Here is a 25,530-nt window from a genome sequence, read left to right on the forward strand (position 1 = left end):
CGAGTGTCTCTGATCGCTTCTGACCACTTCCGCATCGTTGTCGGCCTCGGCAAGAGCGGCATGTCCCTGGTTCGCTTCCTGGCGAACCGGGGCACGTCGTTTGCTGTGGCCGATACGCGGGAAAATCCACCGGAACTGGCCACGCTCAAGCGTGACTATCCGCACGTGGAAGTGCGTTGTGGCGAGCTGGACGTCGAATTCCTGTGCCGTGCCGACGAGCTTTACGTGAGCCCCGGCCTGGCGCTGGCGACCCCGGCCCTGCAGGCTGCCGCCGCCCGTGGCGTGAAATTGTCCGGCGACATCGAGCTGTTCGCGCGTAACGCGAAGGCGCCGATTGTCGCCATCAGCGGTTCCAACGCGAAAAGCACCGTCACCACCCTGGTCGGCGAGATGGCTGCGGCGGCCGGCAAGCGTGTCGCTGTCGGTGGCAACCTCGGTACGCCGGCGCTGGATCTGCTCAGCGACGACGTCGAGCTGTACGTGATGGAGCTGTCGAGCTTCCAGCTCGAAACCACCGATCAACTCAACGCCGAAGTGGCGACTGTGCTCAACGTCAGTGAAGACCACATGGACCGTTATAGCGGTCTGCCGGCCTATCACCTGGCCAAGCACCGGATCTTCCGTGGTGCGAAGCAGTTCGTGGTCAACCGTCAGGACGCCTTGAGCCGTCCGCTGATGGGCGAAGGCCAGCCATGCTGGACCTTCGGTTTGAGCAAACCCGAATTTAAGGCTTTCGGTATCCGCGAAGAAGACGGCGAGAAGTACCTGGCCTTCGAATTCCAGAACCTGATGCCGGTGCGCGAGTTGAAGATTCGTGGCGCCCATAACCAGTCCAACGCCCTCGCGGCATTGGCGCTGGGCCACGCTGTCGGCCTGCCGTTCGACGCCATGCTCTCGAGCCTGCGCACCTTCGCCGGGCTGGAACATCGCTGCCAATGGGTCCGTGACCTGGATGGCGTGAGCTACTACAACGATTCCAAAGCCACCAACGTTGGCGCCGCACTGGCCGCCATCGAAGGGCTGGGCGCAGACATCGACGGCAAAGTCGTGCTGATCGCCGGTGGCGATGGCAAGGGGGCCGAGTTCAATGACCTGCGTGATCCGGTGGCGGCCAACTGCCGCGCCGTGGTCCTGATGGGCCGCGACTCCGACAAGATCGGTGAGGCCATCGGCGATGCCGTGCCGCTGATCCGCGCGGCTTCGCTGATCGAAGCGGTCGAGCAATGCCGCGCCGCTGCGCAACCGGGTGACGTCGTGCTGCTGTCACCGGCCTGCGCCAGTTTCGACATGTTCAAGAATTACGAAGACCGTGGTCACCAGTTCGTCCGCGCCGTGGAGGAACTGGCATGAGCCTGCTCAATATCATCAAGCCTTATCCGTCGCCGATTATCACCGGGCGCGGCATCGACCTCGACTTCCCGATGCTCGCCGGTTGCCTGGCCTTGATCGGTCTCGGGCTGGTGATGATTGCATCGGCTTCGACCGAAGTGGCAGCCGTGCAGTCGGGCAGTGCCCTGTACTACATGATTCGCCATCTGATTTACATCGTGCTGGGCCTGGGTGCCTGCGTCGTCACCATGATGATTCCGATTGCCACCTGGCAACGCCTGGGCTGGCTGATGCTGATTGGTGCGTTCGGTTTGCTGGTGATGGTGATCATCCCGGGGATCGGCCGTGAAGTGAACGGTTCGATGCGCTGGATCGGCTTCAGTTTCTTCAACGTCCAGCCGTCCGAGATCGCCAAGGTGTTCGTGGTGATTTACCTCGCCGGTTATCTGGTGCGTCGCCAGAAAGAAGTGCGCGAGAGCTGGATGGGCTTCTTCAAGCCGTTCATCGTGCTGCTGCCCATGGCTGGCCTGTTGCTGATGGAGCCGGACTTCGGCGCCACCGTTGTCATGATGGGCGCTGCGGCAGCGATGCTGTTTCTCGGTGGGGTCGGGCTGTTCCGTTTTTCCTTGATGGTGGTCCTCGCGGTCGGGGCAGTGGTGCTGTTGATTCAAGTGCAGCCGTATCGAATGGCGCGTCTGACCAACTTTGCCGATCCGTGGGCCGACCAGTTCGGTGCCGGCTATCAGTTGTCTCAGGCATTGATCGCGTTTGGTCGCGGCGAATGGCTGGGCGTTGGCCTGGGCAACAGCGTGCAGAAACAGTTCTACCTGCCCGAAGCCCACACCGACTTCGTGTTCTCGGTCCTGGCCGAAGAGCTGGGCGCCGTGGGTTCCTTGTTCACGGTCGCTCTGTTCGTCTTCGTGTGTGTGCGTGGCATGTACATCGGCTATTGGGCCGAGAAGGCCAAGCAATTCTTCGCCGCCTACATCGCGTACGGCTTGTCGTTCCTGTGGATCGGCCAGTTCCTGATCAACATCGGTGTGAACGTCGGGCTGCTGCCGACCAAGGGTCTGACCTTGCCGTTCCTCAGTTATGGCGGCAGTTCGCTGGTGATCTGCGGTGCCTGTCTCGGCTTGTTATTGCGCATCGAGTGGGAGAGTCGAACCCACCTGGGCAGTGAAGAGATGGAGTTCCATGAGAGCGACTTCGCCGAGGAGCCGAACCATGGGCGCTAACGTCTTGATCATGGCGGGCGGCACCGGTGGCCACGTGTTCCCGGCGCTGGCGTGTGCTCGTGAATTCCAGGCCCGCGGTTACACCGTGCACTGGCTCGGAACGCCGCGAGGCATCGAGAACGATCTGGTGCCGATGGCGGGTATCGAGCTGCATCGGATCAATGCCACCGGTTTGCGCGGCAAGGGCAAGTTGTCCCTGCTCAAGGCGCCCTTCATGGTGCTCAAATCCGTCTGGCAGGCGCGGGCGATCATTCGTCAGCTGCGGCCGGTGTGTGTGGTCGGGTTCGGTGGTTATGTGACTGGTCCTGGCGGCGTGGCGGCGAAACTGTCGGGCGTGCCGGTGATCGTTCACGAGCAGAACGCCGTGGCCGGTACCGCCAATCGGTTGCTGGTGCCGTTGGCCGCCCGAGTCTGTGAAGCGTTCCCCGACACCTTTACCCTGTCGGACAGCCGTCGGACCACCGGTAATCCGGTGCGCACCGAGCTGTTCCTCGAAACACAGCGTCCTGCCCTGGCGGGTCGCAAGGCGCGTTTGCTGATCCTGGGCGGAAGCCTGGGCGCAGAGCCGTTGAACAAGTTGCTGCCTGAAGCCCTGTCGCAAGTCGCCCCCGACCTGCGCCCGGAAGTGTTCCATCAGGCCGGCAAAAACCACGATGAAGTGACTGCAGAGCGCTATCGCGCAGCTGGCGTCGAGGCGCAAGTGCAGCCTTTCATCAAAGACATGGCCCAAGCCTATGGCTGGGCCGACCTGGTGGTGTGCCGCGCAGGCGCATTGACCATCAGTGAACTGGCTGCCGCCGGTCTGCCCTCGATGCTGGTGCCTTTGCCCCACGCGATCGACGATCACCAGACCCGCAACGCCGATTATTTGGCCCGTGAAGGCGCTGCCTTCCTGATGCCGCAAAGAACGACTGGCGCAGCGGATCTTGCCGCGCGCCTGACAGAGGTCCTGATGCAACCACAACGACTCAACGACATGGCCACTGCGGCACGCCGCCTGGCCAAACCCGATGCAACCCGTAACGTGGTCGATACCTGTCTGGAGGTGGCCCATGGTTGAGAAACAGAAAGCCATGCCGCATCCGGAAATGCGCCGCATCCGTCGCATCCACTTCGTCGGCATCGGCGGCGTGGGCATGTGCGGCATCGCCGAAGTGTTGCTGAACCTGGGCTATGACGTGTCCGGTTCCGACCTGAAAGCATCGCCGGTGACCGAGCGCCTGGAATCTTTCGGTGCGCACATTTTCATCGGCCACCGTGCCGAAAACGCTGCTACCGCTGACGTGCTGGTAGTGTCGAGCGCCGTGAACACTTCCAACCCGGAAGTCGCCACTGCGCTGGAACGCCGCATCCCGGTGGTGCCTCGCGCAGAAATGCTGGCTGAGCTGATGCGCTATCGCCACGGCATCGCCGTTGCCGGTACGCACGGCAAAACCACCACCACCAGCCTGATCGCATCGGTGTTCGCGGCCGGTGGCCTGGACCCGACGTTCGTCATCGGTGGCCGACTGAATGCTGCGGGCACCAATGCCCAGCTCGGCACCAGCCGCTATCTGATTGCCGAGGCCGACGAAAGCGATGCCAGTTTCCTGCACTTGCAGCCGCTGGTGGCTGTGGTCACCAACATCGACGCCGACCACATGGCGACGTACGACGGTGACTTCAACAAACTGAAGAAAACCTTCGTCGAGTTCCTGCACAACCTGCCGTTTTACGGTTTGGCGGTGGTGTGCCTGGACGATCCGGTGGTGCGTGAAATCCTGCCGCTGGTCAAACGCCCGACGGTCACTTATGGCTTCGGCGATGACTGCGACGTGCGTGCCATCAATGTACGCCAGCAAGGCATGCAGACCTTCTTCACCGTGCTGCGTCCGGATCGCGAGCCACTGGATGTCTCGGTGAACATGCCGGGCAACCACAACGTATTGAACGCGCTGGCAACCATCTGCATCGCCACCGACGAAGGCGTCAGCGATGAGGCCATCGTCCAGGGCCTGTCCGGGTTCCAGGGTGTCGGCCGTCGCTTCCAGGTGTACGGCGAACTGCCGGTCGACGGCGGCAACGTGATGCTGGTCGACGACTACGGTCACCACCCGACCGAAGTCGCGGCCGTGATCAAAGCCGTACGCGGTGGCTGGCCGGAGCGTCGTCTGGTGATGGTTTACCAGCCGCACCGTTACAGCCGCACCCGCGACCTGTACGACGATTTCGTCAATGTGCTGGCTGATGCCAACGTCCTGCTGCTGATGGAAGTCTATCCGGCCGGTGAAGAACCGATCCCGGGCGCTGACAGCCGCAAGCTGTGCAACAGCATTCGCCAGCGCGGTCAGCTCGACCCGATCTACATCGAGCGTGGTGTCGATCTCGCACCGCTGGTCAAACCGCTGCTGCGTGCCGGCGACATCCTGCTGTGCCAGGGCGCCGGTGATATTGGCGGTCTCGCCCCGAAACTGTTGGCCAGTCCGCTATTCGCGGGTGCTGTTGCCGCACCGACTGCGGGGAAGTTGAAATGACTGCTGCCTACGCCAACCTCGTCTCCACGATCGCGCCGAAAGACTTCGGCCGCGTCGCCGTGCTGTTCGGCGGCAAGAGTGCCGAGCGTGAAGTGTCCCTGAAATCCGGTAACGCGGTACTCGACGCGCTGCTGAGTGCCGGTGTGGATGCGTTCGGCCTCGATGTGGGCGATGACCTTCTGCAGCGTTTGCTGAACGAAAAAATCGACCGCGCCTTCATCATTCTCCACGGTCGTGGCGGTGAAGACGGCAGCATGCAGGGCTTGCTGGAATGCTTGGGCATTCCGTACACCGGCAGCGGCATTCTGGCTTCGGCACTGGCCATGGACAAGCTGCGGACCAAGCAGGTCTGGCACAGCCTCGGCATTCCGACGCCGCGTCACGCGGTACTGAGCTCTGAGGCTGATTGTATTTCGGCAGCGACGGAACTGGGCTTCCCTTTGATCGTCAAACCGGCCCATGAAGGTTCAAGTATCGGTATGGCCAAAGTGAGTTCCGCGTCGGAGTTGATCGACGCCTGGAAAGCGGCCAGTACCTACGATTCGCAAGTGTTGGTCGAGCAATGGATTCAAGGTCCGGAGTTCACCATCGCCACCCTACGTGACCAGGTGTTGCCACCGATTGCCCTGGGCACCACGCACAGTTTCTACGACTACGACGCCAAGTACGTGGCTTCCGATACTCAGTACCGGATTCCGTGTGGCCTGGACAGCAACAAAGAAAAAGAACTGATGGACCTCACGGCGAAAGCCTGTGAGGCGCTGGGTATCGCCGGTTGGGGCAGGGCAGACGTGATGCAGGACGCCGACGGGCAGTTCTGGTTCCTCGAAGTCAACACCGCACCGGGCATGACCGATCACAGCCTGGTGCCGATGGCGGCCCGTGCTGCCGGTCTGGATTTCCAGCAACTGGTTCTGGCGATTCTGGCCGCAAGCCTTGAGCCAAGAGGTTAAGACCATGCAAGGCGCACAGCTCAGACATCAGCCCCCTCCAGCACCCGGCCGCAAGCCGGTGCCACGGGGTGCCAGCCGAATGGTGGCCAAAGAGCCGATGTCTGCGCGCCTGCCGAAAGCCAACTTCGGCTTTCTGAAAAGCCTGTTCTGGCCGGTGCTGTTGGTTGCGCTGGGGTTCGGTACCTACGAAGGCGCACAGCGTTTGCTGCCGTACGCCGACCGGCCGATCACCAAGATCAACGTGCAGGGCGACTTGAGTTACATCAGCCAGCAAGCGGTGCAGCAGCGGATCGCCCCGTACGTGGCGTCGAGCTTCTTCACCATCGACCTGGAGAGCATGCGCACCGAGCTTGAAACGATGCCATGGATTGCCCACGCCGAAGTGCGCAGGGTGTGGCCGGATCAAGTGGTGATCCGCCTCGAAGAGCAACTGCCGGTGGCCCGTTGGGGCGATGAATCGCTGTTGAACAACCAGGGTCAGGCGTTCACCCCGCGTGAGCTGGCGAACTACGAACACTTGCCACAGCTGTTCGGCCCACAACGGGCTCAACAGCAAGTGATGCAGCAATACCAGGTGTTGAGCCAGATGCTCAGGCCGTTGGGCTTCTCGATTGCACGCCTGGAGTTGCGTGAACGGGGCAGCTGGTTCCTGACTACTGGCGCAGGCAGCGCAGGCCCGGGAATCGAACTGCTGCTGGGACGCGGCAAGCTGGTGGAAAAGATGCGCCGCTTCATTGCCATCTACGACAAGACGCTTAAAGAACAGATTACGAACATTGCGCGCATCGATCTGCGCTACGCCAACGGCCTCGCTGTTGGCTGGCGGGAACCTGTAGCGCCCACGACAGCCCAACCCGCTGTCGCGAAGAATTAAGAAGAGGCAGGACCCATGGCAAACGTGCAAAGCGGCAAAATGATCGTCGGTCTCGATATCGGCACCTCCAAGGTGGTGGCGCTGGTCGGCGAGGTCTCGGACGACGGCACGCTGGAAATCGTCGGGATCGGCACTCATCCGTCCCGTGGCCTGAAGAAAGGCGTGGTGGTGAACATCGAGTCCACCGTGCAATCGATCCAGCGCGCGATCGAAGAAGCGCAGCTGATGGCCGGTTGCCGGATCCACTCGGCGTTCGTCGGCGTGGCCGGCAATCACATCCGCAGCCTGAACTCCCATGGCATCGTGGCGATTCGTGATCGCGAAGTCAGCTCCGCCGACCTTGAGCGCGTCCTCGACGCCGCCCAGGCCGTGGCGATTCCGGCTGACCAGCGCGTGCTGCACACCTTGCCGCAGGATTACGTGATCGATAACCAGGAAGGCGTTCGTGAGCCGCTGGGCATGTCGGGCGTGCGTCTGGAAGCCAAGGTTCACGTGGTGACCTGCGCCGTCAACGCTGCACAGAACATTGAAAAATGCGTGCGTCGCTGCGGCCTGGAAATCGACGACATCATTCTTGAGCAACTGGCGTCGGCGTACTCGGTCCTGACCGACGACGAGAAAGAACTGGGCGTGTGCCTGGTGGACATCGGCGGCGGCACCACCGACATCGCGATCTTCACCGAAGGCGCGATCCGTCACACCGCGGTGATCCCGATTGCGGGCGACCAGGTGACCAACGACATCGCCATGGCGCTGCGCACCCCGACCCAGTACGCCGAAGAAATCAAGATTCGCTACGCCTGCGCCCTGGCCAAGCTGGCCGGTGCCGGTGAAACCATCAAGGTGCCAAGCGTCGGCGACCGTCCACCGCGCGAGCTGTCCCGCCAGGCCCTGGCCGAAGTGGTCGAGCCGCGCTACGACGAACTGTTCACGCTGATCCAGGCCGAGCTGCGTCGCAGCGGCTACGAAGACCTGATCCCGGCCGGCATCGTGCTGACCGGCGGTACGTCGAAGATGGAAGGCGCGGTCGAACTGGCCGAAGAGATTTTCCACATGCCGGTCCGCCTGGGCGTGCCCCATGGCGTCAAGGGCCTGGATGACGTGGTGCGCAACCCGATTTATTCCACCGGCGTTGGCCTGTTGATGTACGGCCTGCAGAAGCAGTCCGACGGGATTTCGTTCTCGGGCATCAGCAGCCGCGACAGCTACAGCAATGAAGAACCGAAAGCCGCCTTGCTCGATCGCATCAAGAGCTGGGTACAAGGCAACTTCTGAAGATTTACCGCAGCACCGTTGTAGATACAGGCAGTAGGCGAAAAAACTAGAGAACGTAAAGGAGAGGGAAAATGTTCGAACTCGTAGACAACATCCCCGCAAGCCCGGTAATTAAAGTTATCGGTGTTGGCGGAGGCGGCGGCAACGCTGTCAACCACATGGTCAAGAGCAACATTGAAGGCGTTGAATTCATCTGCGCCAACACTGATGCCCAGGCGCTGAAATCCATCGGCGCGCGGACCATCCTGCAACTCGGTACCGGCGTGACCAAAGGTCTGGGCGCCGGCGCCAACCCTGAAGTAGGTCGTCAGGCCGCTCTCGAAGACCGTGAGCGCATTGCCGAAGTCCTGCAGGGCACCAATATGGTGTTCATCACCACTGGCATGGGCGGTGGTACCGGTACCGGTGCTGCGCCGATCATTGCTGAAGTGGCCAAGGAAATGGGGATTCTCACCGTTGCGGTGGTGACTCGTCCGTTCCCGTTCGAAGGCCGCAAGCGCATGCAGATCGCCGACGAAGGTATCCGTCTGCTGTCTGAAAGCGTCGACTCGTTGATCACCATTCCCAACGAGAAGCTGCTGACCATCCTTGGCAAGGACGCAAGCCTGCTGTCCGCATTCGCCAAGGCCGACGATGTATTGGCCGGTGCCGTTCGCGGTATCTCCGACATCATCAAGCGTCCGGGCATGATCAACGTCGACTTTGCCGACGTACGCACCGTGATGAGCGAAATGGGCATGGCGATGATGGGCACTGGCTGCGCCAGCGGTCCGAACCGTGCACGTGAGGCCACCGAAGCGGCCATTCGCAACCCGTTGCTCGAAGACGTGAACCTGCAAGGTGCACGCGGCATCCTGGTGAACATCACCGCCGGTCCTGACCTGTCCCTGGGTGAGTACTCCGACGTGGGTAGCATCATTGAAGCCTTCGCTTCCGAGCACGCGATGGTCAAGGTCGGTACCGTTATCGATCCGGACATGCGCGACGAGCTGCACGTGACTGTGGTTGCTACAGGTCTGGGCGCGAAAATCGAGAAGCCTGTGAAGGTCATCGACAACACCGTTCACACCTCCATGGCCTCCCAGCCGCAACAATCGGCACCCGCTCGTCAGGAACAACCGGCGGTAAACTACCGTGACCTGGACCGTCCGACCGTCATGCGCAACCAGGCTCAGGCCGGTGCTGCGACTGCCGCGAAGATGAATCCGCAAGATGACCTGGACTACCTGGACATCCCGGCTTTCCTGCGTCGTCAGGCTGATTGATGGAATGTATCAGGGCTATGAAGGTGATTGGTGTTCAGCAAAGGCGTGGTCTGCTATCATCGCCAGCCTTTGTTGATACCAGTTCGCAATTTGCGCTGAAGCGGCCCAAGCCATGATTAAACAACGCACACTGAAAAATATTATCCGTGCCACAGGTGTAGGCCTGCACTCCGGGGAGAAGGTCTACCTGACCCTCAAGCCTGCGCCTGTCGACACTGGCATTGTGTTTTGTCGCGCTGACCTCGACCCTGTGGTGCAGATTCCTGCCCGCGCGGAAAACGTCGGCGAAACCACTATGTCCACCACGCTGGTTAACGGTGACGTCAAAGTGGACACGGTAGAGCACTTGCTCTCGGCCATGGCTGGCCTGGGCATCGATAACGCCTACGTCGAGCTCTCCGCGTCCGAAGTCCCGATCATGGATGGTAGCGCTGGACCTTTCGTATTCCTGATTCAATCGGCCGGCCTGGAAGAACAGGACGCACCGAAGAAATTCATCCGGATCCTGCGGGAAGTGACAGTGGAAGACGGCGACAAGCGCGCCACTTTCGTCCCTTTCGAAGGCTTCAAGGTGAGTTTCGAGATCGATTTCGATCACCCGGTTTTCCGTAACCGCACACAAAGTGCAAGCGTGGATTTTTCCAGCACTTCGTTCGTAAAAGAAGTCAGCCGCGCCCGTACCTTTGGTTTCATGAGTGACATCGAGTACTTGCGCAAGCACAACCTCGCACTCGGCGGCAGCGTTGAAAACGCAATTGTGGTCGACGCGGATGGTGTACTGAACGAAGACGGCCTTCGCTATGAAGACGAATTCGTGAAGCACAAGATCCTCGATGCAATTGGTGACCTCTACCTGCTGGGCAATAGCCTGATTGGTGAGTTCAAGGGCTTCAAGTCCGGACATGCATTGAACAACCAGCTGCTGCGCAAGTTGATTGAGCAGACAGATGCTTGGGAAGTCGTGACTTTCGAAGACGCCAGCACTGCACCGATCTCTTACATGCGTCCCGTTGCGGCCGTGTAAGCAAAAAACCTCTCTAGTTTTTAAAGGCTGCCTTCGGGTGGCCTTTTTTTATGCCTGCGGGAAAGAGGTGTGGTGTTGGACCTGGCCCCATCGCGAGCAGGCTCGCTCCCACAGGAGACCGAGTACCCCTGTGGGAGCGAGCCTGCTCGCGATGGGGCCAGCCGCAACAGCACAAAAACGTCAGGCAGAAGCAACAACCCGATTCCGCCCACCTTCCTTCGCCTGATACAACGCCTTGTCCGCCGCAAACAGCAAACTCTCCAAACTGATATCAGTCGCTGTCGTCCAGGTGCTGATCCCGATACTGACAGTCATCGGCACATCCGCACCCTCAACCATCGGTAACTGCTCAACCGCCTTGCGGATCTGTTCGGCGATCTGCCGCGCACCCGCGCCATCGGTTTCCGCGAGGATCACCGAAAACTCCTCGCCGCCGTAACGAGCGGCAAGGTCCGCAGGTCGTCGGATCTGAGCGCTGATGACATTGGCCACCGCGCGCAGCGCTTCGTCGCCAGCCTGATGGCCATGACGGTCGTTGAACGCCTTGAAGTGATCGGCGTCGATCATCAGCAACGACAACGGCATGCCCGACCTCTGGGCGCGGAACCATTCATGGCGCAGGGCCTGATCCAGGCTTCGGCGATTGGCCAGCCCGGTCAACGCATCGGTGGCCGCCAGTTGTGCCAGCTCGTGTTCGGCGTCGTGACGCCGACGCAACTCCCGACACAGTAACCACGTCAGCCACAGCAGGCTGACGCACAGCGCAACGGTCGCAACGCCGACCACCACCGCCGTGCGCTTCCACGACGCAAACACTTCATCGCTGGAAAGCGCCACGATGACGATCAACGGCAAATTGCCCACCTTGGAAAATGTGTACAGGCGTTCATCCTTGTAGCGGCTTGAAACGCTGGTGAAGCTGCCGTTACCTTCCTTGACGATGCGCTGGAAGTTGGGCCGGTTGCTGAAGTCCTTGCCAATCAACTCTTCGGCCAGACGCGGTTCCTGGGCCAGAAGAATGCCGTCCGAGCTGATCAGGTTGACCGAACTGTCACGACCGATACTCAAGCTGTTGAACAATTGATCGAAGTAACTCAAGCGCATCGCCGCTTCGGCCACGCCGAGGAATTCGCCCTGTGAGCCGCTGACCCGGCGACTGAAGCTGATGCGCCATTCATGTTCGGCCTGCCTGGAGCGGAACGGGCGACTGATGAACATGCCCGGGTCGCGATTGTTCACATGGGATTGAAAATACTCACGGTCGGCATAGTTGCCCTTTCTGGGCTCCACCGAGGCGGAGTCGGCGATCACATCGCCCTTGTTATCCAGCAACAAAATATCGCCCTTGTACGGCGCGGCGGTGGCGCGGTCAAACAAGGCCAGGTGGCGGATGGCGGGGGAAACATGCTTGAGGTCTTCTCGTTGCGAGGCCGCGATCAGGCCGAGCAAGGACAGGTCATAGAGTTCGACATTGCGCAGCACGTCGGCGTCGATCAATTGCACGATGTTGGACGCTGAGCGCGTGGCAGACAGTTCTGCGTTGGCGCGTTCGCGCACCAGCAGGAACGCGACGATGCTCAGGATTGCGATCACCAGCAGCAAGCTGCCGAGAACCAGAAGCCGCTCCGACCGGGTCGAACGGATCGGATCCTGAGGTTGTGTACGGCTCACACTCATGGCGCTGGCTTCTGCTGATAAGGCGTTATGAAAGTATTGCTGCGAGCATCGGGCAGAATTCCGAGAGCCGTTTGCGTTCAGGGCGCCTGTATAAGTCCCTGATAATCAAAAGGCCAGCAAAACGTGCTGGCCTTGGGTTTATTCAAGCTTAGAAGACATTGAGCGGGTAGTCGACGATCACCCGGTATTCATCGGTGTCTTGATCCAGCGCGCCGTAGCCATTGCCGCCACGGTTGGTGGCCCATTGCAGGCGCACCGCCAGATCCTTGGCTTTGCCGCCCTGGACCACGTAGTTGAGATCGATGTCGCGTTCCCAGTGCCTGGCGTTTTTGCCTTCGGCGCTGTACCACGAGGCGTAACCGCGGCTGTCCGGATCGACTTTGGTCAGGTCCAGTTCGCCCCGGGAGTACGACACCGCCGAGGTCAGGCCGGGCAGACCGAGGCCGGCAAAATCATAGGCGTACTTGAGTTTCCACGAGCGCTCGTTCGGGCCGTTGAAGTCCGAGTACTGCTGCGAGTTGTCGAGGAAGACGCTATCACCCTGGCTGATGTAGTCGAACGGCGTGTTGCCGTTGACCCGCTGATACGCCGCGGTCACGCTGTGATTGCCCACGCCGACGGTGAAATGCAGGCTGTAGGTGTTGTTGTCGATGTTGCCCAGCAGCGCATCGCCGGTGTCTTGGGTGTGATAGAAATGCAGGCCCGGGTTGAGGCTGACCAGATCGTTCAGCGCGTAGGTGTAGTCCAGGTCGTAGTAGTACTGGTTCCAGATGTCCTTGAGTTCGGACGCGTAAAGACTGCTGGTCAGACCCGGCAAGCCGCTCCAGGCCACGCCGGCCCAGTTCAGGTGCTGACTGTCGTCACCGTCTGCCAGGCTGCCGTAGGAGGTGCCGATGTGGGTGTGACCGCTCTGGTTATACGGCTTGGTGAAGCTCGCCTGGCCGCCTTCGATCAGGAAACCGTCGAAGCTGTGGTTGGTCAGGCTGACGCCACGAAACGTCTGCGGCAGCATGCGCGTTTCACCGCCGGCAATCACCGGGTTGGCGAGGAACAGGTCGCCGGCTTTCAACTCGGTATCAAAGGCGCGCATTTTCAGGGTGCCGCCCGCCGTCGAGAACGACCCGGGCGCTTTGCCGTTGCCATCGCCGATTGGCAGGATGCTTGAGCCATCCGTGCCGCCACCGCCGTCGAGCTTGAGCCCGAGCATCGCATGGGCATCAACGCCGAAGCCGACGGTGCCTTGGGTGAAACCCGATTCAAAGATGCCCAGGAAACCCTGGCCCCATTCGATGTTGTCGTCCGCCTGCTGCAGACGGTTACGGTTCATGTAGTAGTTGCGGGCATTGAGGTTGAGGCTCGAACCTTGCGCAAAACCTTCGTGGCTGGATTCGTCGTCGGCGTGGGCGGCGGGGGTCATCGTTGCAGCGATTGCAATGAACAGCGGGGTGAAGCGGAGAGGGAAACGCACTTGCGGTAAAGCTCCTTGGGGCCAATCAGCACTTCATTAATTGAAGCGCGGGATGTTTCTTGTAAGGGGAGACGAACTCAACGGGCTTCAAACCACAACGAAAAAAAGCCGCTGATAGCAGCGGCTTTGAAGACAACGTTTCAAAGGGAAGAGCCGATGAAAAGTGTCGAGGGAAAAGGAGCGTATACGAGGGTTCAGCTGTCTTTCTCAACCCGTGGCTGGGTCGCAGACGTGGACGCTTGAGGGGTTTGCGCAGCGTCCTGAGCCTTGGCCGTCATTTCGCTCTGGTGCTGTTCGTAGGCGGCGCGCGCGGCATTTTGCGCGACGAACGTCTGCGACTCTTCAGCCATGGCGAACGGTGACAGGAACAGAGAGGACAAAACGAAAGCGCTGGCAATACCCGTAGTGTTGGACATCTTGAAAACCTTCTTGCTTGGCAAGTGCTGTTTGGTGCGCCAAGGTTAAGGTTCGAGGGCGATGGGAAACAGAGCTGATTTCAGAAAGGACTATTGCGTGGGAGGCAATAGTTGGGTTTTGCGTCGGTTGGAAGAACCACCCCTCACCCCAACCCTCTCCCCATAGGGGAGAGGGAGGAAGGGAGCCGATCGGGGGCTTTTCAGAACTCGAGTTCAACTCGATATTTCAGGTCGATGTGGCTCTAAGAACAACTCGGTCAGTCCCCTCTACCCTCTGGGGAGAGGGTTAGGGTGAGGGGTGGATCCAGAGTCGATCCGCGTCAGACCGGCAGATGGATGCCGAATGTATTCATCCCATGATCACTGCGCACAAACACATCCCCGCCATGCATCAACGCAATCGCCTTGACGATCGCCAGCCCCAATCCATGGTTGTTGCCACTATTGCTGCGCGAAGCATCCACCCGATAAAACCGCTCGAACAATCGCGGCAAATGCTCGCTGGCAATCGGCGACCCAGGATTCGCCACCCCGATGCTCACCTGATGCTCCTCAACTTCAATCCGCACCTCGATCACCTGCCCAGGCCCGGTGTGCTGCACCGCGTTGCTTAGCAAATTGATCAACGCCCGACGCAGATGAGCAATCTCGATGCGCACCTGCGCATCTCCACTGACCTGCACCTGAACCTGTGCGTCTTCAAGAATGAAATCCAGATATTCCAGGGTCGTCGCCACTTCATCGGCCAGCGAGGTGGAGGTCAGTTTGGTCGCCTTGCTGCCCTGATCCGCGCTGGCAAGAAACAGCATGTCATTGATGATCGAACGCAGCCGCTCCAGCTCTTCAAGGTTCGATTGCAGCACTTCGAAATAGTGTTCCGCCGAGCGACCGCGGGTCAGCGCGACCTGGGTCTGGCCGATCAGGTTGGTCAGGGGCGAGCGCAGTTCGTGGGCGACATCTGCATTGAACGACTCAAGGCGCGAATAGGCCTGCTCGACCCGCTCCAAAGTCGAGTTGAACGAATTGACGAACTGATTCAGTTCCGGCGGCAACGGCGACAAGCGCAAGCGCCCGGAGCGCAACGGCGGCGCCAGTCGCTGGGCTTCCTGCGACAACTTGATCAAGGGTTTGAGACCAATCCGCGCCACCCAATAACCCAGCGCCGAAGCCAGCAGCACACCGACAATCGCCAGGCTGATCAGTGCGATCAGCAAATGATGTTGAGTCTGCAGAAACGTCTCGGTGTCGATGCCGATCATGAAGCGCAGCGGCGGACGCTGATCCTTGGCCGGGAACTGGCTGACCAGTACTTTCAGCGGATAAGGCTGGTCCGGCAACATCATGTCGCGCATTCCCAGCGGCCCTTCGGCAAAGGCACGGATCTGCGGTGTCAGGTTGCCGTATTCGTAGTGCGGATTGCCGCTGACAATCCAGAAACTGATGCGTTTGTCTTCTTCACCCAGCAGCTTGAGCTTGTTGTTGATCTTCACCCAATGCTCAGGCGTGCCATAACGCCCGACCGTGGATTCGAGCACGCTGTAACGCGCATCCAGCTCAGCTTCGGGCAGCAAACCCAGCCCCTTGTCGACCTGCTGGTACAAGGCCCAGCCGATCAACAGAAACACCAGCAGCGCCACCAGCGTAAACATCCCGCTGAGACGCAGGGCAATCGAATTACTGGACACCACGGCTCTCCAGCACATAACCCATGCCTCGGATCGTGTGCAGCAGTTTCTCGTCGAACGGCCCGTCGAGTTTGGCCCGCAGGCGTTTGATCGCGACTTCGACGACGTTGGCGTCGCTGTCGAAATTGATGTCCCAGACCATTTCGGCAATCGCCGTTTTCGAAAGGATTTCACCCTGCCGACGGGCCAGCACGCTGAGCAGCGAGAACTCCTTGGCGGTCAGGTCCAGGCGGGTGCCGGCGCGGGTGGCTTTACGGCTGATCAAATCTATCCACAGGTCGGCGATGCTCACTTGCACCGGTTCATGGCCGCCACTGCGCCGGGTCAGCGCTTGCAGGCGCGCCACCAGTTCAAGGAAGGAAAACGGTTTGCCGAGGTAATCGTCGGCACCGTCGCGCAGGCCTTTGATGCGGTCTTCGACACGCTCGCGGGCGGTGAGCATGATCACCGGGGTTTGCTTGCGCGCACGCAACGCGCGCAAGACGCCGAAGCCATCGAGGCCCGGCAGCATGACGTCGAGGACGATCACTGCGTAGTCGCTTTCCAGCGCCATGTGCAGGCCTTCGACGCCGTCGCGCGCCAGGTCCACGGTGTAACCCTGTTCCGTCAGGCCGCGGTGCAGATAATCCGCAGTTTTTTCTTCGTCTTCGATAATCAGAACGCGCATGACCCCGCCTCAGTCTGTGGTTGCCAGCGCCGGCATCGGTGCGGGTTTGGGCTTATGGAAAAGCCGCTCCAGCCACAAGTATATGACCGGAGTGGTGAACAGCGTCAGCGCCTGGCTCACCAGCAAGCCGCCGACCACCGCGATGCCCAATGGCTGGCGCAGTTCGGCGCCGGTGCCGTAGCCGAGCATCAGCGGCAGCGCGCCGAGCAGGGCGGCGAGGGTGGTCATGATGATCGGCCGGAACCGCGTGATACAGGCCTGGTAGATCGCCTCTTCCGGCGGCAGGCCGCCCTTGCGCTGAGCTTCCAGCGCGAAGTCGATCATCAGGATGCCGTTCTTCTTGACGATGCCTATCAGCAACACCAGCCCGATCAGCGCCATGATCGAAAAGTCCTGGCCGCAGATCCACAGCATGATCACCGCTCCGAGCCCGGCCGACGGCAGGGTCGAGATGATGGTCAGCGGATGGACGAAGCTCTCGTAGAGCACGCCGAGAATGATGTACACCGCCACCAGCGCCGCCAGAATCAGCCACGGCTGGCTGGCCAGTGAACTCTGGAACGCCTGCGCCGCACCCTGGAAATTGCCGCTCATGGCCGCCGGCATGCCGATATCGACCTTGGCCTGGTTGAGCATGATCACCGCATCGCCCAACGCCACGCCGGGCGCGAGGTTGAACGACAAGTTGGCGGCCGGGAACATGCCGTCATGGGCAATGGACAGCGGGCCGACCGTTGGCGCGTCGAACTTGGCCAGCGCCGACAGCGGCACCATTTCCCCGCTCAGCGGCGAGCGCAGGTAGAAATAGTTAAGGCTTTCGGCCTTGCCGCGTTGCTTGGTGTCCAGTTCCAGAATCACGTTGTACTGGTTGATCTGGGTCTGGAATTCGTTGATCTGGCGTTGGCCGAAGGCGTCATACAGCGCTTCATCGACATCGCTGGCGGTCAGGCCGAAACGGGCTGCAGCGCTGCGGTCGATGCTGATGTGGGTGATGCTGCCGCCCAGTTGCAGGTCGTTGGAAATGTCGCGGAACGCCGGGTTGGCGCGCAGTTTTTCCGTCAGGCGCTGGGTCCAGGTGCTGAGGGTTGCGCCGTCATTGCTCTTGAGCACGTATTGGTACTGCGCGCGGCTCGGCCCGGAGCTGAGGTTGATGTCCTGGCCGGCGCGCAAATACAGAACGATGCCCGGGACTTTCATCAGTTGCGGGCGAATCCGGTCGATGAACTGGCTGGCCGAGACATCGCGGTCGCCGCGTTTTTTCAGGGAAATCCAGAAGCGGCCGTTGGCGATGGTCTGGTTACTGCCCGAGACACCGACCGAGTGGGAAAACGCTGCGACCGCGGGGTCCGCGGCGACGATTTCGGCCATCGCCAGGTGTTTTTTCACCATGTCGCCGTAGGAAATGTCGGCAGTGGCTTCGGTGGTGCCGAGGACAAAACCGGTGTCCTGCACCGGGAAGAAACCCTTGGGGATAAAGATGTAACCAGCAATCGCCAGACCCAGCGACACGCAGAACACGCCGATCATCAATTTCTGGTGGGCGAGGGCGCGGCGCAGCAGTTTTTCATAACCTGCCAGCAAGCGTTCGCCGAACGTCGGTTTGCTGTGGGCGTGATGCACAGGTGCACGCATGAACAGCGCAGCCAGGGTCGGCGCCAGCGTCAGCGACACCACCACCGAAATCATGATGGTCGAGGTTGCAGTCAGCGCGAATTCCTTGAACAGCCGCCCGACCACACCGCCCATGAACAGCAGCGGAATGAATGCCGCCACCAGTGAGAAGCTGATCGAGACCACGGTAAAACCAATCTCGCCGGCGCCCTTGATCGCCGCTTCGCGCATGCCGTCGCCGGCTTCCAGATGGCGGTGAATGTTCTCCACCACGACAATCGCATCGTCGACCACAAACCCCACGGCCACCACGATCGCCACCAGCGTCAGGTTGTTCAGGCTGAAACCCATGATGTACATCAGGGCGAAACTGGCAACCAGCGAAACACCCAGCACGGCAGATACGATCAAGGTCGCCGACCATTGGCGCAGGAACAGCGCCATCACCGCCACCACCAGCATGATCGCGATCAGCAGGGTGACTTCCACTTCATGCAGCGAGGCGCGGATGGTCTGGGTGCGGTCGACCAGCACCTTGACCTGCACCGAGGCCGGCAGCATGGCTTCTAGGCCGGGCAGGGCGGCCTGGATGCGGTCCACGGTTTCGACGATGTTGGCGCCCGGTTGCCGGGAAATCACCAGGTTCACCCCGGGCTTGTCACCGGCCCAGGCTTGCACGTAGGCATCTTCCGAACCGTTGACGACTTTCGCCACATCCTTGAGGTGAACCGGGGCACCGTCCTTGTAGGAAACGATGAGTTGGCTGTATTCGTCCGGGTGGAATAACTGGTCGTTGGTCGACAGCGTCGAAATGCTCGACTCACCGTACAGCGCGCCTTTGGCCAGGTTGAGGCTGGTGTTCTGGATCGCCAGGCGAATGTCCGCCAGGGTCAGGCCGATGGCCGCCAGTTTGTCCGCCGAGGCTTGAACGCGGATCGCCGGACGTTGCTGACCGGTGATGTTGATTTGTCCTACGCCGTCGATCTGACTGATCTGACGCGAGAGCAGGGTTTCCACCAGGTCGCTGAGTTCGGGGCCAGGCATCAAGGTTGAGTTGATGCTGAGAATCAGCACCGGGCTGTCGGCCGGGTTGACCTTGCGCCACGTCGGCAGGTTCGGCATGTCTTTCGGCAGTTTGCCGGCGGCGGTGTTGATCGCGGCCTGCACTTCCTGGGCGGCGGTATCGATGCTTTTGTCGAGGGTGAATTGCAAGGTCAGGTTGGTCGAGCCGAGGGCGCTGCTCGAAGTCATCTGAGTCACCCCGGGGATGGCGCTGAATTGCACTTCAAGCGGCGTGGCCACCGATGACGCCATGGTTTCGGGGCTGGCGCCGGGCAATTGCGCGGCGACCTGGATGGTCGGGAATTCGGCTTCCGGCAGCGGCGCAATCGGCAGGCGCGGGAAGGCGATGACGCCGAGCAACACCAGGGCGAAGGTCAGCAGGATCGTCGCTACCGGATGATCGATGCACCACGCCGAAACCCCACCGTGGGTCTTCATGGTTTCGACTCCGACTGGACCACTTGTGGTGGCTCGGTCAGGACCTGCACGGTCGAGCCGGGTTTGAGCCGCGATTGGCCGTCGCTGACCAGCACGTCGCCGGGTTTGACGCCTTTGATGATGTCCTGGCCGCTGCCCTGGTAGACCATTTGTACGGTGACGGTTTCGACCTTGTCGCCGTTGACCCGGTACACGAAATGTTGATCGAGACCGCGCTGTACGACGGTGGGTGGGACCACCAGCGCATCTTTATCCAGCGCTGTCTGAATTTTTACCGTTACCAGCAGACCCGGCCAGAGTTTCTGCCCGGCATTATTGAATTCAGCCTTGGCGCGGATGGTCCCGGTGTTGGCGTTGATCTGGTTGTCGATCAGGGTCAGGTGCCCTTCGCCCAGCAGGTTGCCGGTTTCGCCATCGGTGTCGGCGCCGATGTAGGCTTTCACTTGTGCGCGCTTGGGGTCGCCGATCAGGCCTTGCAGGGTCGGCAGCATTTGCTGCGGCAGGGAGAACTCGACGGCGATCGGGTCGATCTGGGTCACGGTGAACAGGCCTTGAGCGTCGGTCATGCGCAGGAAGTTGCCTTCGTCGACTGTGCGAATGCCGACGCGGCCGGTGACCGGGGAGCGAATCTGTGTGTAGGAAAGCTGCACCTGGGCGGCGTCGATTGAAGCCTGATTGCCTTGGGCGGTGGCTTTGAGTTGGTTGACCAGGGCTTGTTGCTGGTCGTAGGTCTGTTTGGATACGCCGTCGTCGACGCTCAGCAGTTTGTAGCGCTTGAGGTTGACCAGGGCGACTTGCAGTTGGGCCTGGCTTTCGCCCAGTTGGGCCCGGGCCTGGTCGAGGCTGGCGCGGATCGAGCGGTCGTCGATGGTGGCGAGCAGGTCGCCTTTGTTCACCAGTTGGCCTTCTTTGACCAGGATTTTGGTGAGGATGCCGTCGATTTGTGGGCGGACCACTACGCTGTGCAGGGACAGGACCGAGCCGATGCCGCTGACGTAGCGGGGGACGTCTTTTTCGGTGACGCTGACGACTCGGACCGGGATTGCTGTGGGCGCGGCGAGTTTGGCGGTGGCGGGTTTGGTGACGTACCACGCGCCTCCCGCTGCCAAGGCGATCAGCAGACCTGCGATGAGGGCGGTTTTTTTCTGAATTCGCATGCGAGTGGGGCGCCGGGCTGGGTGGTCGGGGAGTGGGGTCAGGTTTGTATCTTCCTTTATAAACCTGTTCGCTGGTCAGGAAGGTGACTGGTAACTGACGGCGCTGACAGTTTGGGGCTTTAGTCGGTGATTTTTTTGACCTTGGCGGCCTGATAGCCGACCAAGCTCTTTCAGGTGTACATATCCATTTCTGCGGTAACGGCGGCTGATGGTTTCGCCCTTACGGCGACTCACTTTTTTTACAAGCGCCTAAAAAAAGTAAGCAAAAAAACGCTCGCCCCAAGCGTCCGGCCCCTCGCTAAGGCTCGGCGTTCCTTCGCTCCGGTATTCATCCGGGGACACTGCCCTCCGGTTGGCTTCGCTGCACCTACATGCAGCGTGTTCGACTGCGTCGAACGGCGCTTCGCGCCACTCCCCGGATAAACACCTCCACTCAGCCTTCCGAAAGGGGCGGGCAGATCAAAATCAAAAGCAGGCGAGCTAACGCTCGACCTATTGAGTGGTGAAAAGCGACCGGTGTATGCCGATCCATTGTGGGAGCTGGCCTGCCAGCGATGGCGGCCTGACAGCCGACCAATCACTTGCAGATGTACATATTCCCTGTGGGAGCTGGCTTGCCAGCGATGGCGGCCTGATAGCCGACCAATTTCTTTCTGTTGCCCCCGATTGATCGTTCCCTACGCGCAGCAAAGGAATACCGCCCGGGACGCTCCGCGTCCCATTTTTGTGTGTTGAAAGATGTGTAAGAAACACAGCGTTTTCCCACGCATTTTTCAGGTTGCCGGGTAGGAAGCGTGTTCTCTAACCTTCGGCTGTCGCTGAAAACTCAGCGACCGGGAGTGAGATTCCGGCTGAACAATTGGAAACCAGCGCAAGGCCCCCCATAATTGCCGCCAGCTTATCCGCTGCCTGCAAGTTTTTTATGGCGGCTGTGTGCGGGCAGACCTCGGTCTGGCCGGGTTCCTTTTGCCGGTAATCTCACACCGCACATAGCTGCCACCTCTGCTCCGAGTGAGATCGGAAATTGATGGCTCCAACATCAAAAGGAAATTTGCATGGATAAGTTAATCCCCGATCCACCCATCGACACCTCTACTCCCAGCGACGAGGTCACTCAGACCGAAGCGCTCATCAAAGACCGCGAAGCCATAAAACGCGCCCTCGATTACTACCTCGATCCGCCCGAGCAATACGCCGCAAAACCGCGTCGTCCGAGCACGATGTTTGTGGTCGCCCCCGAAATTGATTCAGAAAGTCTGTTGGCCCATGCCTGTGAGTCTTTGGCGTCGGCGAGTGTGATGAGTAGTGATTTTGCGGCGAATCTGGTGGGGCCGCAGCGTCATACGGTGTTGGCGATTCAGCAGGTCATCATGCTGGCGGAGTTGGCGGTGAATCGGGTGTTGGACAGGGTGGAGCTTCCGGCTTAGGTAGCGTTTGGTCTGGTTGACCGCGTTATCGTTCTTCGCGGGCAAGTCGGATCGCCGCACCGCTCGCTCCCACAGGTACAGCGGTGTCCTTGTGGGAGCGAGCCTGCTCGCGATTGGGGTGTGTCAGTTGGCACAAAACCCGACGGACTCGCTTGCGGCGTGAAGCTTGCGGCTCTCGACACAGGTATACTGCCGCCTTTCGTGGCTCGCTGACCGGGCCCGACTCTTTTGCATCACCCGGAGCTTTCATGACTTCCCCGACACAACCGCCGGTTGCCGACGCTTTGAGCGACGACCAGGCAGACCTGCCAGACAGCGTCGACTCCAGCGCAGACAGCGAAACCAAAGCCGCGATCCCGGCGTTCAAGTTCCCGTTTAAACCGGGTGATCTGGCCGCCGCGAAGAACGCCAGCCAGCCTTGGTACAAGAATGGCGCGAAGAATGGCCATACCAAGACGCCGGGGGCGGCGCCTCCTGGGACGCGTCGGTCGATGGGTAAGCGTTGAGTTTCTAGCTCTGCGTTGCCTGATCTGCCGTCATCGTCGGAACGCCGCCCGGAGCCGGCTCGCTCCTACAGTTGATCTCTATAGGACACAGATTTTGTGTACGGCGAAGATCCACTGTGGGAGCGAGCCTGCTCGCGATGAGGCAATAACAGGCGACATAGCTTCTGGATCAAGCCGCCCGCAACGATATAAACGCATAGTTCACCGGCGCTTCAGTCGCCACTTGCGCCCCGGCAGCCTGCACTTGCCGAGCAATGTCTTCCCCCGACACATGAAACTGCCAGTCACTGCCCGACGCCATCAGCGGTTGCGCTGAAAGCTGATCAATGACCCTGGCAAACGCGCTCATATCCGGCAGATAAGCCGTGAACCCATCCCCCTTCAACGCTGTAGTCCGAATCCCCAACAGCCCGCAAATCGCATCCTTGGTCTGAATGTCATCGCGATCCGCCTGACGTGAGCGCTGGATCAATGCCGCCAGTTCCTGATCCACCAGCTCACCACCGATGATCAAGTCCGGGCCCTGCTCCCACGACTCGGGCGGGCATTCCTTCACGGCGGTGTTGAGCGCGATGTGCGGATTGATTTCCATCGGGTAGATGCGGCACACCAGCGGTCGGCGTTCGTAGATGCGGCAGAGGTTGTCTTCGTCAAGATTCCGGCAGCGGCCGACGTTGTACGCCGCAAAGGTGATTGCCACGTACGCCTCGGACTCGCCGCTTCGTACCACCACCGAACGGCGTTCGGCGTGGTCCCGTTGCCGCACGGGCAGGCCCAGGCCGTTGCCCAGGAAACCTTCCACCAACACGATCACCTGACCGCCGTCCGCCGCCCACATACGGGCTTCGGCCAGGGTCAGGGGCACGTGGTGGTCGTTGCAGCATTTACCGCAACCTACGCAGGAAAAAGTCGTATTCATTGAACGGCCGGTCGCTTCGGAGGGCATGAAGTGGCGCCAGAAAGACACCGCGAAGGTGCGATTCGAAGCAAGTTATGCGCCAGTCACTGGGATTTGGCGGCGGGGCGGATGGAGTCCCACTCGGTCACATAGGCGGTTTTGGTCTTTTTGTTGTAGAGGCACAGCTCGGTGCCTTGCTGGCCTTTCATGTGTTTTTGCGGGTATTGGCCTTGCAGCAGGAGCGCGGTGTAGTCGACGCGGTCGTCGAATTGCGCGGCTTTTCCGACGGGTTTGGCATTTTTCAGGCCGCTGGCTTTGGTGCAGCCGGCGAGCATGGCTTTGTCATAGGCGGCCCAGGCGTCGGGGCTGGAGGCGTGGGCCTGGGTGGCGAGGGCGGTGAGGCAGAGGAAGGTCAGAGTTGCGGTTTTCATGGGGCAGGCATCCTTGGGCAGTGAGTTGGCCGAGGGGTGGAGTATGCCTGATGGTTTTGGGTTGAATGTGTCGGCCTCATCGCCAGCAGGCTGGCTCCCACAGTGGATTTGTGGTGTGCACTAGCCCCCCTGTGGGAGCGAGCCTGCTCGCGATGGCGGTGGGTCAGGCGGGAACCAATTCCCTGCGGACCACATACATCCCGGCACTTTCATACAACCGCTGCGCCCGAAGGTTGTCTTCCAATACCTTTAAATCCACAAAGCCTTCCCGGCGATCCTGAAACGCCTTAAATGCGTGGAGCAGCAACGCACGACCCAGCCCGAGGCGCTGAGCCCGAGGATGCACCACCAAGTTCTTGATATACGCGCTGGTCCAGCACTGGCAAACGCCGACGATGTTTTCGCCATCCAGCGCAATAAAACACAGACTCGGATCGTATTCCGGATCAGTCTCAAACCGCTGTTGCCAGACATCCAGTCCCGGCACACGACCGCCACCCTCCTGATAACCGAGCTCCATCAAACGATGCACAGCTTCAGCCAGTTCGGGGCGGTATTCGACGATGTCTATCCCTTGAGGCCAAGTGATCGCGGGCACAGCCTCAGCGAGGTTGCGCCGCATCAAGAAGCAGAATTGCTCGGCCAAGACTCAGTGACCTTGTTCGGCGACGGCCTTGGCCGCCTCGATCAGGCATCGGGTCAGTTCCGGCGAGGAGAACTTGGTCAGCACCGCGTTGGCCCCGGCAAGACGCGCTTTCTCGCTGTTCATCGCACTGTCCAGCGACGTGTGCAGCAGCACGTAAAGATGCGAGAAGTCCGGGGTTTCGCGCAGGGTGCGGGTGAAGGCGTAGCCGTCCATCTCCGACATTTCGATGTCCGAGACGATCAGGTTGATCTGCTGCGCCGTGCCTTGCAGGTCCAGCAGGCAGTCGATGGCTTCCTTGGCGCTGCGGGCGGTGTGGCATTGCAGGCCAAGGTTGCGCAGGGTGTGGACCGATTGCTGCAGCGCGACCTGGCTGTCATCGACCACCAGAATCCGCGCGTTACCCAGCACTTCGGCGTCTTCCATGCTCAGTTCGGTCGGGGCCATTTCGATCTGCGCCGGGGCGATGCCGTGGATGACTTTTTCGATGTCCAGCACTTGCACCAGGGTGCCGTCGACCGAGGTCACGCCGGTGATGTACGAGCGCACGCCGCCGGAGCCGAAGGGTGGCGGGCGGATGTCGGTGGTCAGGCAGTGGACGATCTTGCTCACGGCCTGAACGTGCAGGCCCTGCTTGGAGCGGCTGACGTCGGTAACGATCAGGCAGCCGCCGTTCGGATCTTCCAATGGCCGCTCGCCGATGGCGCGGCTCAGGTCGATCACCGACAACGACGCGCCGCGCAGGGTGGCGATGCCTTTGACGTGGGGGTGCGACTCCGGCAGCTTGGTCAGCGGCGGGCAGGGGATGATTTCGCTGACTTTCAGCAGGTTGATTGCCATCAACTTGCCGCTGCGCAAGGTAAACAGCAGAAGCGAAAGTGAGTCTGCGCGGGCTTTGGTGGAGGACATAAAAACCTTCTGTGGAAAAAGGTGATGGGCGAGTGAAGAGTCGCCAAAAGCTATCGATGCCGGGTTA

Annotated in this window: 22 protein-coding genes; 11 read left to right on the plus strand and 11 right to left on the minus strand. The window is 60.6% G+C overall.

Annotated features, from left to right (window positions below):
* The first annotated feature begins 3 nt into the window (after positions 1 to 3).
* From murD to lpxC, 9 genes are all read left to right on the plus strand, one after another.
* Positions 4 to 1,350, plus strand: a complete 1,347-nt coding sequence (gene murD, locus ACRC4F_RS01460; protein ID WP_438657762.1) for a UDP-N-acetylmuramoyl-L-alanine--D-glutamate ligase — start codon at positions 4 to 6, stop codon at positions 1,348 to 1,350.
* Positions 1,347 to 2,564, plus strand: coding sequence for a putative lipid II flippase FtsW (gene ftsW / locus ACRC4F_RS01465; protein ID WP_438657763.1), 1,218 nt, complete (start codon positions 1,347 to 1,349; stop codon positions 2,562 to 2,564). The genes murD and ftsW overlap by 4 nt, the downstream gene beginning before the upstream one ends.
* Positions 2,554 to 3,624: an undecaprenyldiphospho-muramoylpentapeptide beta-N-acetylglucosaminyltransferase gene (gene murG, locus ACRC4F_RS01470; RefSeq protein ID WP_438657764.1), complete on the plus strand. Its 1,071-nt coding sequence runs from the start codon at positions 2,554 to 2,556 to the stop codon at positions 3,622 to 3,624. Before ftsW ends, murG begins: the two co-directional genes overlap by 11 nt.
* A complete protein-coding gene (gene murC, locus ACRC4F_RS01475) occupies positions 3,617 to 5,077 on the plus strand; it encodes a UDP-N-acetylmuramate--L-alanine ligase (protein WP_438657765.1) in 1,461 nt (486 codons plus the stop codon). The genes murG and murC overlap by 8 nt, the downstream gene beginning before the upstream one ends.
* Positions 5,074 to 6,030 carry a D-alanine--D-alanine ligase gene (locus ACRC4F_RS01480; protein ID WP_438657766.1) on the plus strand — a complete coding sequence of 319 codons (957 nt, stop codon included), beginning with the start codon at positions 5,074 to 5,076 and terminating at the stop codon, positions 6,028 to 6,030. Before murC ends, ACRC4F_RS01480 begins: the two co-directional genes overlap by 4 nt.
* A 4-nt stretch (positions 6,031 to 6,034) precedes the next feature.
* Positions 6,035 to 6,904 (plus strand): cell division protein FtsQ/DivIB, encoded by an 870-nt coding sequence (locus ACRC4F_RS01485; protein WP_438657767.1) that lies wholly within the window; start codon positions 6,035 to 6,037, stop codon positions 6,902 to 6,904.
* Between the two features lie 15 nt (positions 6,905 to 6,919).
* Positions 6,920 to 8,179: a cell division protein FtsA gene (gene ftsA, locus ACRC4F_RS01490; RefSeq protein WP_008147519.1), complete on the plus strand. Its 1,260-nt coding sequence runs from the start codon at positions 6,920 to 6,922 to the stop codon at positions 8,177 to 8,179.
* A gap of 71 nt (positions 8,180 to 8,250) precedes the next feature.
* Entirely contained in the window at positions 8,251 to 9,444 is a 1,194-nt protein-coding gene (gene ftsZ / locus ACRC4F_RS01495) for a cell division protein FtsZ (protein ID WP_007943486.1), read from the plus strand.
* Positions 9,445 to 9,556: 112 nt separating this feature from the next.
* Positions 9,557 to 10,468: a UDP-3-O-acyl-N-acetylglucosamine deacetylase gene (lpxC, locus tag ACRC4F_RS01500; protein WP_131059427.1), complete on the plus strand. Its 912-nt coding sequence runs from the start codon at positions 9,557 to 9,559 to the stop codon at positions 10,466 to 10,468.
* Positions 10,469 to 10,648: 180 nt separating this feature from the next.
* On the opposite strand, the gene ACRC4F_RS01505 is transcribed toward lpxC, so the two are convergent.
* The 7 genes from ACRC4F_RS01505 to ACRC4F_RS01535 all read right to left on the minus strand — a co-directional run bounded on the left by ACRC4F_RS01505 (position 10,649) and on the right by ACRC4F_RS01535 (position 20,649).
* Positions 10,649 to 12,145: a diguanylate cyclase gene (locus tag ACRC4F_RS01505; RefSeq protein ID WP_438657768.1), complete on the minus strand. Its 1,497-nt coding sequence runs from the start codon at positions 12,143 to 12,145 to the stop codon at positions 10,649 to 10,651.
* A 148-nt stretch (positions 12,146 to 12,293) separates the two neighbouring features.
* Entirely contained in the window at positions 12,294 to 13,613 is a 1,320-nt protein-coding gene (locus ACRC4F_RS01510; protein ID WP_438657769.1) for an OprD family porin, read from the minus strand.
* A gap of 194 nt (positions 13,614 to 13,807) precedes the next feature.
* Positions 13,808 to 14,029, minus strand: coding sequence for a hypothetical protein (locus tag ACRC4F_RS01515; protein WP_438657770.1), 222 nt, complete (start codon positions 14,027 to 14,029; stop codon positions 13,808 to 13,810).
* 320 nt (positions 14,030 to 14,349) lie between these two features.
* On the minus strand, positions 14,350 to 15,714 hold the full coding sequence (locus ACRC4F_RS01520) for a heavy metal sensor histidine kinase (RefSeq protein WP_438657771.1): 1,365 nt from the start codon (positions 15,712 to 15,714) through the stop codon (positions 14,350 to 14,352).
* On the minus strand, positions 15,704 to 16,381 hold the full coding sequence (locus tag ACRC4F_RS01525) for a heavy metal response regulator transcription factor (protein WP_077044915.1): 678 nt from the start codon (positions 16,379 to 16,381) through the stop codon (positions 15,704 to 15,706). The genes ACRC4F_RS01520 and ACRC4F_RS01525 overlap by 11 nt, the downstream gene beginning before the upstream one ends.
* A 9-nt stretch (positions 16,382 to 16,390) precedes the next feature.
* The gene (locus tag ACRC4F_RS01530; protein WP_438657772.1) at positions 16,391 to 19,492 is read right to left on the minus strand and encodes a multidrug efflux RND transporter permease subunit; all 3,102 of its coding nucleotides are present in this window, start codon (positions 19,490 to 19,492) and stop codon (positions 16,391 to 16,393) included.
* Entirely contained in the window at positions 19,489 to 20,649 is a 1,161-nt protein-coding gene (locus ACRC4F_RS01535; protein WP_438657773.1) for an efflux RND transporter periplasmic adaptor subunit, read from the minus strand. The genes ACRC4F_RS01530 and ACRC4F_RS01535 overlap by 4 nt, the downstream gene beginning before the upstream one ends.
* 1,055 nt (positions 20,650 to 21,704) lie before the next feature.
* Between ACRC4F_RS01535 and ACRC4F_RS01540 the strand changes: the two genes are divergently transcribed.
* Positions 21,705 to 22,076: a DUF6124 family protein gene (locus ACRC4F_RS01540; protein WP_438657774.1), complete on the plus strand. Its 372-nt coding sequence runs from the start codon at positions 21,705 to 21,707 to the stop codon at positions 22,074 to 22,076.
* A 248-nt stretch (positions 22,077 to 22,324) separates the two neighbouring features.
* Positions 22,325 to 22,582 (plus strand): hypothetical protein, encoded by a 258-nt coding sequence (locus tag ACRC4F_RS01545; protein WP_007943495.1) that lies wholly within the window; start codon positions 22,325 to 22,327, stop codon positions 22,580 to 22,582.
* A 169-nt stretch (positions 22,583 to 22,751) separates the two neighbouring features.
* Here the strand turns inward: ACRC4F_RS01545 and ACRC4F_RS01550 are convergent, their stop codons facing one another.
* The 4 genes from ACRC4F_RS01550 to ACRC4F_RS01565 all read right to left on the minus strand — a co-directional run bounded on the left by ACRC4F_RS01550 (position 22,752) and on the right by ACRC4F_RS01565 (position 25,463).
* The gene (locus ACRC4F_RS01550) at positions 22,752 to 23,501 is read right to left on the minus strand and encodes a YkgJ family cysteine cluster protein (RefSeq protein ID WP_438657878.1); all 750 of its coding nucleotides are present in this window, start codon (positions 23,499 to 23,501) and stop codon (positions 22,752 to 22,754) included.
* A gap of 83 nt (positions 23,502 to 23,584) precedes the next feature.
* Positions 23,585 to 23,911 carry a hypothetical protein gene (locus ACRC4F_RS01555; protein ID WP_438657775.1) on the minus strand — a complete coding sequence of 109 codons (327 nt, stop codon included), beginning with the start codon at positions 23,909 to 23,911 and terminating at the stop codon, positions 23,585 to 23,587.
* A 163-nt stretch (positions 23,912 to 24,074) separates the two neighbouring features.
* On the minus strand, positions 24,075 to 24,533 hold the full coding sequence (locus tag ACRC4F_RS01560) for a GNAT family N-acetyltransferase (RefSeq protein WP_438657879.1): 459 nt from the start codon (positions 24,531 to 24,533) through the stop codon (positions 24,075 to 24,077).
* A gap of 27 nt (positions 24,534 to 24,560) precedes the next feature.
* The gene (locus ACRC4F_RS01565) at positions 24,561 to 25,463 is read right to left on the minus strand and encodes a chemotaxis protein CheV (protein WP_438657776.1); all 903 of its coding nucleotides are present in this window, start codon (positions 25,461 to 25,463) and stop codon (positions 24,561 to 24,563) included.
* Between the last annotated feature and the right edge of the window lie 67 nt (positions 25,464 to 25,530).

This window comes from Pseudomonas sp. (assembly GCF_051660785.1).
GTDB lineage: Bacteria > Pseudomonadota > Gammaproteobacteria > Pseudomonadales > Pseudomonadaceae > Aquipseudomonas.

Excerpts from the sequence above, each read along its gene's own strand:
- ACRC4F_RS01525 (WP_077044915.1), bottom strand. The coding sequence starts at position 16,381 with ATGCGCGTTCTGATTATCGAAGACGAAGAAAAAACTGCGGATTATCTG.
- ACRC4F_RS01555 (WP_438657775.1), bottom strand. The coding sequence starts at position 23,911 with ATGAAAACCGCAACTCTGACCTTCCTCTGCCTCACCGCCCTCGCCACC.
- ACRC4F_RS01565 (WP_438657776.1), bottom strand. The coding sequence starts at position 25,463 with ATGTCCTCCACCAAAGCCCGCGCAGACTCACTTTCGCTTCTGCTGTTT.
- ftsA (WP_008147519.1), top strand. The coding sequence starts at position 6,920 with ATGGCAAACGTGCAAAGCGGCAAAATGATCGTCGGTCTCGATATCGGC.
- lpxC (WP_131059427.1), top strand. The coding sequence starts at position 9,557 with ATGATTAAACAACGCACACTGAAAAATATTATCCGTGCCACAGGTGTA.
- ACRC4F_RS01540 (WP_438657774.1), top strand. The coding sequence starts at position 21,705 with ATGGATAAGTTAATCCCCGATCCACCCATCGACACCTCTACTCCCAGC.
- ACRC4F_RS01515 (WP_438657770.1), bottom strand. The coding sequence starts at position 14,029 with ATGTCCAACACTACGGGTATTGCCAGCGCTTTCGTTTTGTCCTCTCTG.
- ftsZ (WP_007943486.1), top strand. The coding sequence starts at position 8,251 with ATGTTCGAACTCGTAGACAACATCCCCGCAAGCCCGGTAATTAAAGTT.
- murC (WP_438657765.1), top strand. The coding sequence starts at position 3,617 with ATGGTTGAGAAACAGAAAGCCATGCCGCATCCGGAAATGCGCCGCATC.
- murG (WP_438657764.1), top strand. The coding sequence starts at position 2,554 with ATGGGCGCTAACGTCTTGATCATGGCGGGCGGCACCGGTGGCCACGTG.
- ACRC4F_RS01535 (WP_438657773.1), bottom strand. The coding sequence starts at position 20,649 with ATGCGAATTCAGAAAAAAACCGCCCTCATCGCAGGTCTGCTGATCGCC.
- ACRC4F_RS01550 (WP_438657878.1), bottom strand. The coding sequence starts at position 23,501 with ATGAATACGACTTTTTCCTGCGTAGGTTGCGGTAAATGCTGCAACGAC.
- ACRC4F_RS01530 (WP_438657772.1), bottom strand. The coding sequence starts at position 19,492 with ATGAAGACCCACGGTGGGGTTTCGGCGTGGTGCATCGATCATCCGGTA.
- ftsW (WP_438657763.1), top strand. The coding sequence starts at position 1,347 with ATGAGCCTGCTCAATATCATCAAGCCTTATCCGTCGCCGATTATCACC.
- ACRC4F_RS01560 (WP_438657879.1), bottom strand. The coding sequence starts at position 24,533 with ATGCGGCGCAACCTCGCTGAGGCTGTGCCCGCGATCACTTGGCCTCAA.
- ACRC4F_RS01505 (WP_438657768.1), bottom strand. The coding sequence starts at position 12,145 with ATGAGTGTGAGCCGTACACAACCTCAGGATCCGATCCGTTCGACCCGG.
- ACRC4F_RS01485 (WP_438657767.1), top strand. The coding sequence starts at position 6,035 with ATGCAAGGCGCACAGCTCAGACATCAGCCCCCTCCAGCACCCGGCCGC.
- ACRC4F_RS01480 (WP_438657766.1), top strand. The coding sequence starts at position 5,074 with ATGACTGCTGCCTACGCCAACCTCGTCTCCACGATCGCGCCGAAAGAC.
- ACRC4F_RS01545 (WP_007943495.1), top strand. The coding sequence starts at position 22,325 with ATGACTTCCCCGACACAACCGCCGGTTGCCGACGCTTTGAGCGACGAC.